This window comes from Alicyclobacillus contaminans DSM 17975, assembly GCF_000429525.1.
Lineage (GTDB): Bacteria > Bacillota > Bacilli > Alicyclobacillales > Alicyclobacillaceae > Alicyclobacillus_A > Alicyclobacillus_A contaminans.
In genome coordinates this window covers 25,296-32,260 of record NZ_AUCA01000037.1, presented here as the reverse complement: position 1 = coordinate 32,260, position 6,965 = coordinate 25,296, and the positions used below count along the sequence as shown (strand labels likewise).

Here is a 6,965-nt window from a genome sequence, read left to right as displayed (position 1 = left end):
GTGGATATGGCCTGCACAAGTGCTGTTTGCAAAGCTTGGAACTGTTGCATTTCTTGGTCCATCTGCTTCTGAAAAGCAGCTTCCCGGTCTTGCCACTCCTGATCGAGGGCTTGTCGCTGCTGCTCACGTTGCGCATCGAGCGCCTGCTTCTGTTGCTGAAGCGCCTGTTCCTGGTCTTGGATAGCCCACTGCCGCTGTTGCGCAGCGATCTGCTGGTTGAGTTGGTCAATCTGGTCTTGTACCTGTTTAACCGTCCTGGGATCGTTCATCATCTGAGCCACGGCCAACTGATGCTGTAGATCTTCCATCTGAGAGTCCCAGCTTTGCTGCTGGCTCGCTCTGTCATCTTGTGTCTGAGTCTGTTGCAGGGCAGCCAGTTGTGCATCTATCTGATCTTCCAGCTGTTTTGTCTCTGCATCGAACGCGGCTAATGCTTGCTGATGGGCTTGCTGGATAGCAGACAACTCGTTTTGCATGGCAGTCTGCATCGCGCTCAGATCTTGATCGGTGGTGGACTTAAACGTATCGGCAGCGGACTGGAACGCTTCGGTATTGATTTGCTCCAGTGCGTCCTTCGTGTTCCAAAGCTCGGTGTTCAGGTCAGCGATCTTGTCCTTGACCTGTTGCACCAAGTCAGCCTGAGTCTTCGGGTTCAGTTTCTTCAGTTCGGTCTGCAGGCTGTTTATGGACGACTGGATGGACTTGATCTCCTGGTTGTACGCGTCCCCAATCTGCTTCGCCACAGAGGATGTGTCCTGACCGGCGTCCTTCAGGTCCTGCATTTGCGCCTGCAACGTCTGGATCTGCTTGTCCGTCGCGGACGTAGCATTGTCGGCCGCATTGAGCAGGTTGGTAACTGTTGTAGTGGCCTTGTCTGCCTGGGCGGTCAGTTGGGTCAGGGCGTCCCGGTCGTTCCACCACTGCACGGCCAACTGACTATACTCATCCTTGAGCTTGGCTATCTGATCAGCCTGCGTTTTCGGGTTGAACTTCTTGATCTCCGCGTTGATGGAGTTCATCGCGTTTTGAAGCTGTGTCAGCTGCTGCTTGTAAGCATTGACTATCTCCTGTGTCGTCTCGGTGACCGCCGCAGTGTTGCCCTGGTCCTTGCGGAACTGCAATCTCGCTTGGAGTTGGTCCAGCGTCTGCTGCAATGGTGCCATCTTGGTCTGGAGCCCGTCCAGAAACGCCTGCACAATGTCCTCAGCCGTCTGCTTGACTACGGTTTTGGACGTTTTGGCGGACGCCTGCACACCTGCAGTCACCTTGTCCGCCATCGACTTGCTGGCCGACTGCACCTTGGAGCTTGACTGCTGTATGCCTTGCTGCAGACCCGCCCCCACGTTGGTACCGACCTCAGCCATGACACGGGACGGAGAGTGGATGCCAAGAACATCGCGCACAACCTTCGGGATGTGCTCGTCTATGAAACTTGAGATGTTCGCTTTCAGGGTCGCCCCCATATTGGCGATGCCTTGCCACAGCCCGTTCACGATGTCCTTACCAGCCTTGATCATGTCGGCTGGAATCTTCGTTACCACGTCAAACGCCTTTTTTACCAAATCTCCGAAGTAGGATGCGCGTCCAGAGAAGTATTTAACGATGGCTTCCCATCCCGACTGCACGGCAGACCCCATCTTGCCCATGGCGTCACCGATGTACTTTCCAAAGATTCCGGAGACACCCTTGAGAACGGCACCAATCTTCGAGCCAATCCACAGCTGGAACAGATCCCACAGCAGTTTCAAGCCATCCGTGGCAAGACTCTTAATGTCGCTCCACAGTTTGCTCCAGTTGCCGGTGAACAGATCCGCAAAAGCGCTGATAACATCCTCAATCACCTTCACGGCGTTCTTGATGGTGTCCATGATGGACTGCAATGTATCAATCACAAGCGCCTTGATTACAGGCCAAAAGGCATTAAGAACAGCATCTACAGCATTTATGATGTTCTTGACAGCAGCTACTATCTCTGGTCCATTCTGTTTGATGTATCCAAAAATCTGTTGAAATATCGAAACTAATGCAGGCGCAATCACCTGATATATGTCGCGCATCGTATTCGCAAGGTTCACAAACAGTTGCTGGACTTGCGGAGGCACCTGCAAGGATTGAGCAAGGGACCTAAACTGCCCGGTATTCCCTGTGAATAGCGCCGTAATGGCCTGAATGTCCTTGCCGATGTCCTTGAGACCTTGCGATACCGCCGGGCCAATGTTGAGCGAGGCGAAAAACTGCTTGGCTCGCGCTGTGATCGATTGGTCTCCAAACGCTTGTTTGATATCCGTCATGGCGGCCTTGATTGAGTTCGCAAACGCATCAACGCCAGTCCGGATAGCCGGAGGAAAGAGAGCGGCAAATGCCTGTCCGGGATTCTTCGCGGAGATCACGCTGACTACTGAAGTGATACCATCGACGATTCGTCTGAGTACGGGTTCAAGCGCTCCTTCTATGGTTATGGATGCCGACTCAAAGGCTCCTCCCAACTGTTGCAGGGACCCCTTGAGGTTGTCGTTCATCGTGTCAGCCATCTTTTGAGCGGCGCCATTGGAGTTGATGAACGCCTTCGTAAACTGCTCGATCTGCGCGGGAGATGCCTGGATGAGCGTCATCATCCCGCTCAGTGCATCCTGACCGAAGATGGCAGATGCCGCTTGCAATTGTTGTGCCTGGCTCAGGTTTTGGAACTTGGTGTGTAGTTCCTCGATGAGTTGATTGAACGGCACCATTTTGCCGTGCGCGTCTGTCACCGAGACCCCCAACGCTTTCAGCGCAGTTGCTGCATCCTTCGGGGGATCGGCCAGGCGAACCAGCGCTGCACGGAGCGCGGTACCGGCATCCGAGCCTTTGATACCGGCATTGCCCATGACCGCGATATCAGCGGCCAACTGCTCAAGGCTGACGCCGGCCGCCTTGGCGACCGGAGCCGCATACTGCAGTGTCTGACCGATATCTCCGATGCTGACTGCCGATGCGTTGGCGGAGGCCGCCAGAACGTCTGCAATGTGACTCATGGAACTGGCCTGCATCCCAAAGGCAGACATGGTAGATACCATGATGTCAGAGACGGACGCGAAGTCCTCCCCAGATGCTGCAGCGGCGTTCAGCACACCAGGCATGGCCGCAAGGATCTGGTTGGTCGAAAAGCCGGCTGCCGCCAGGTTCTGCATGCCCTCTGCGACTTGGCTGGCTGAAAACACCGATTGGGCCCCTAGCTGTACCGCTGCAGCACGTAACCGCTCAAAGTCAGCTTGCGTGCCGCCTGCCAGCGCGCGGACCTTGGACATTTCCGACTCAAAGTCCATGCCGGTCGTGATGACGGACTTGAACGCACTGCCTATAGCGTCGATGCCCGTGTAGACACCCGTGAATACGAGAGCCGTCTTGATGGTAGAACCGAGGCGACTGAAGAGGCCACCAATTGAGTCGGCCTCGGCCGCAGCGGCTTTCATGCTTTCCGCATTGCCAGACAACTCTTGCGTGGTCCGGGTCAGTTCGTTCTGCATGGCAGCCAATTGCGCCTGAGCCTTGTTCAGCTTGATGGTCAACAAGTCAGTCTGTTTACTGTCTTCACCCTTCTCTGCAGCGCTCTGGGCTACTGCTCTTTGCAGCAGGTCAACTTTCTGCCGTTGCAGATCAATCTGCTTCGTCAGTGACTCGGTTTTGACGTTGAGACGGTCCGTAATGCTGCCGAAGTCGCCCAGTGAAGCCGAGGCTGCTTCGAACTCCGACTTTGCTATCTGCAGTTGCCGATTGATCTTCGAGATTCCATCCTGGAAGCCAACCGTATCCATGTTGACGGTGACTTTTAGACTGCTGACCTCTTCACTCGCCACGTTCTCACCACCCTTATAACGGCCAAACCTCGTCGATGAACGACAGCTGTGGTTGCTGTTTACGTTTCGCCCCACCTGAGAACCATGGGCACGATGGGCCCAGCAGTTCGCGATGCTCCAAATGCGCTTGCCAGAGTGCGTCCAACTCTCTCGGTGTTGAACGCCAAAAGGCACGCTCACTCTTCCGTAGAATGACCGTGCCTAGATACTTGAGCCAAGGCCAGTTCCACCCCTTGTCCTGCGGAGTGGACTGGCTTACTCGTTTTTTTCCGTATCATCCTCTGTGACATCAGGCAGCGCGGCCATAATGGCCTTCATGACGTCTGGTAAGATGGATGCTAGATCCGCGAAAGACAACATGGCGCCGACTTGCTGCTCTGTCAGTTTTGGATCCTCATGTAGCAGACCTGCCCAAAGTATGGCGCGCACCGCCTTCAATTTCCGCTTTTCCAGTTCCTCGAACGCCTTCTGCAACGTCCCAAACCGATCCTCGATCTCCGCGAAGGCGTTGAGGTCGTACTTCAGCGTCCGTTCCTTGTCCAGCGTCACAGGCACTACTTTCACACGGACGTCACTCACTGGCATAGTTCATTACCCCCTGTCAAAGTAAAAGAGAGGGCCGAAGCCCTCTCAAAATTAAGTCCCCGTATTAGCGCCCCATACCTTATCAAACCATGTGGCGCCACCGGTGAACGTAGCATTGTCCTCGTCGCCAACAGCCTGCCAAGCATTGTCGTACTCGCGCCGTACGAACGTAAAGTTGATGGTCGTTGTCCCGAAGTCGGGCTTGTCCTCTTTGGTTTTTAGGTCCGCCTCCGGGATCTGCGCCATCCCTTTCAGTAGCCACACATAGAGGTCCTTCCCAGAGCTTTTCTGGGACACAAACCCGATGGCCACATATGGCGCCACGTCGGTCGTCTTTTTGACCAGCACACCGTTCTCATCCACGGTATGGCCGAGCAGATCTGCTTGGACGGCGACCGGCAGGTCAGAAAACTCAAAGTCAACATCGATCTCACCGAGTGTCGTGGCGGTTTCCGCCGGACCGTCATCCGCATACAGTGTTGCCGAGTTGCTTTTCGGCTGAATCTTGGCCGTGACAACACCCGGGATGGGCTTGATCGTGTTATAGGTGACACCTGTCGCGTCATCCTTGGTCAGGATGGCGTAGTGCACCGCTCTCAACCCTACTTGTGCCACTAGCTATCACTCCTTAACGTGGTATATCGCAAAACCTTGTGGAAAACTGCCGTGTCCTCTTCATAGAGGTCATAGGACCCAGTGCGGCCGAACTGTAACGACTGCATGGTCTTGTCCACCTCTGCGGCAATGCCGTCAAAGTTTGACTTCGACCAGATGTCGATCTGGATGTGCAACTCACTGGCTGTCTCGGCATCATCCGTCCACGCCGCTCCAACGTTCGTGAACTCGAAGAAGGTGATCCGCGGGTACACGGACGCATCAGGAGCCACGATCTGATAGATCTTTGGGCCTCCCAACAGCGAAACCAAGTTTGCGTTGGCCAACAGCGCATTCCTGATCTCTGGCTTGACGTTGATCATTTGAGCGCCGCCCTCACTGTCTCAGCGATGACATCCAGCGCGTCACGCCGTTTCTCGATGAGCGAGCGCTCCACGAACGGCTGCGCCTGCATTTTTGATGTCCCAAACTCAAGGAACTTGGCGCGCCATCCCGTTTTAGGGCCGGGGCCGACATCCACAGAGCGAACACCATCCGCGGACACTTTCACACGGCTCACCTGGATGTCGTCCCGGATGTGGAGATGTTCGACGTTGGACACTGGGACGTTTTCGCGCATGGCTTCCGCGACGAGATTGCCCGCGGCACGCAACGCTTGGTTTTGGACTCGTGCCGCCCTGTCGCCCAGCCCGTTCAGCCGAGCCAACAGCGCCTCCATCCCGTCTATGCTCATGCCACTAGCCACCTGGCGCCACCTCCGAACAGTACAGTTGCAACTCGCGGTGTTGCATATGGTCGTCCACCACGGCCTCGATACGATACACGTGACCGTTGTACATCACGCGGTTCTGCTCGGTCACGTCTGGACGATACCGGATACGGACAACCACGATCTTCTCAACCTCGTTTGCGCCCGAACCGACGAACTCCCGGGCGCGGAGCGTCTGTGGTTCAACGGACGCCCAGACAGTTGCCACGTCGACCCATGAATCGAGGTTCGGAACCCCTTGGTCGTCCACCACTGGCCCTTTCTGCTGCAACGTCACCCGGCATCGAAACTGCCCGGCCCCCGTCATGTTGGAACCACCCTCTCCTGCGAGAGCAGCGCCTTCACCGCGAACTCGACTTCTCCGCCGACGTTGCCGACTGCTTCCCGGTTGAGATACCAGTGCCCAACGAGTAGCTGTATGGCTTGCTTTACGCGGTTCGGTACCGCATTAGTATCGCCATAGCCAGCCACATATCGGATGCGAACGCCGTTGATAGGCTGCAGACGCACACATGGCCAGCACTGACCTGACGCCGGAACGATGCGGCCGGGCTCGGAGTCCGTGTCCACGATGTATGTTTCGGGGTCCAGCGTTGTGGTGGTTCCAGTATCATCGGTGTACGTGACGGACTCCACCGATTGGATCGGCGGCCTAGGCAGTCTGATCTCAGCGTGGTGTCGACGATGGTGTCTGGTCCGGTATCCCTCGTGCATCCAGGACGAATGCGGCCCCGTGAGGTACCCGGGGAACTGGTCCAGAGTCAACTCCAGCGTTTGCGTGATGTAGGCTCTGTTCTGAAACGACTCGCAGTATTCGCGCGCCGTTGCGATCAGAGCGTTTATAAGCGTGTCTTCATCACTGCCGTCCACTCGCAAATACAATTTCGCCTCGTCCAGGGTGACCGGCTCAGTAGTTGGCTGTGTGAATACGCGGAGGATCACTCTGCGTCACCAGCTTTCGCCTTCGTCCGCCTTTTCGCCGCAGGTGCATCCTGTGCCTGAATGACACCTGCTTCCATCAGCCTGCGCGCCCTCGCCTCGTCTGCTTGCACGGTATCTCCGATAGCCTTTCGCTCGCCGGTCTCCGCGTCCACGAACTCCGCTATCACGTCGTACGTGTTCATCTGCTCACCGCCTTTCCCGGAGCCGAGGCGGCATCA

At 56.1% G+C, this 6,965-nt stretch carries 8 protein-coding genes; all 8 read right to left on the bottom strand.

Annotation, left to right across the window (positions count from 1 at the left end; translation table 11 throughout):
• Nucleotides 1-3,836 (bottom strand): phage tail tape measure protein (locus tag G463_RS0113320; RefSeq protein ID WP_026975570.1); only part of this gene is annotated, 3,836 nt, incomplete at its 3' end.
• Nucleotides 3,837-4,091: 255 nt separating this feature from the next.
• A complete protein-coding gene (locus tag G463_RS0113315; RefSeq protein ID WP_026975569.1) occupies nucleotides 4,092-4,421 on the bottom strand; it encodes a hypothetical protein in 330 nt (109 codons plus the stop codon).
• Between the two features lie 51 nt (nucleotides 4,422-4,472).
• Nucleotides 4,473-5,036 (bottom strand): major tail protein, encoded by a 564-nt coding sequence (locus tag G463_RS0113310; protein WP_026975568.1) that lies wholly within the window; start codon nucleotides 5,034-5,036, stop codon nucleotides 4,473-4,475.
• Nucleotides 5,036-5,398: a tail completion protein gp17 gene (gp17, locus tag G463_RS0113305; protein ID WP_026975567.1), complete on the bottom strand. Its 363-nt coding sequence runs from the start codon at nucleotides 5,396-5,398 to the stop codon at nucleotides 5,036-5,038. Before gp17 ends, G463_RS0113310 begins: the two co-directional genes overlap by 1 nt.
• Nucleotides 5,395-5,769, bottom strand: a complete 375-nt coding sequence (locus G463_RS0113300) for an HK97-gp10 family putative phage morphogenesis protein (protein WP_051322297.1) — start codon at nucleotides 5,767-5,769, stop codon at nucleotides 5,395-5,397. Before G463_RS0113300 ends, gp17 begins: the two co-directional genes overlap by 4 nt.
• Before the next feature lie 4 nt (nucleotides 5,770-5,773).
• Nucleotides 5,774-6,112 (bottom strand): phage head closure protein, encoded by a 339-nt coding sequence (locus tag G463_RS0113295; RefSeq protein ID WP_026975565.1) that lies wholly within the window; start codon nucleotides 6,110-6,112, stop codon nucleotides 5,774-5,776.
• Nucleotides 6,109-6,747, bottom strand: coding sequence for a head-tail connector protein (locus tag G463_RS20415; RefSeq protein WP_051322296.1), 639 nt, complete (start codon nucleotides 6,745-6,747; stop codon nucleotides 6,109-6,111). Before G463_RS20415 ends, G463_RS0113295 begins: the two co-directional genes overlap by 4 nt.
• A complete protein-coding gene (locus G463_RS0113285; protein ID WP_026975564.1) occupies nucleotides 6,744-6,929 on the bottom strand; it encodes a hypothetical protein in 186 nt (61 codons plus the stop codon). Before G463_RS0113285 ends, G463_RS20415 begins: the two co-directional genes overlap by 4 nt.
• Nucleotides 6,930-6,965: the final 36 nt, after the last annotated feature.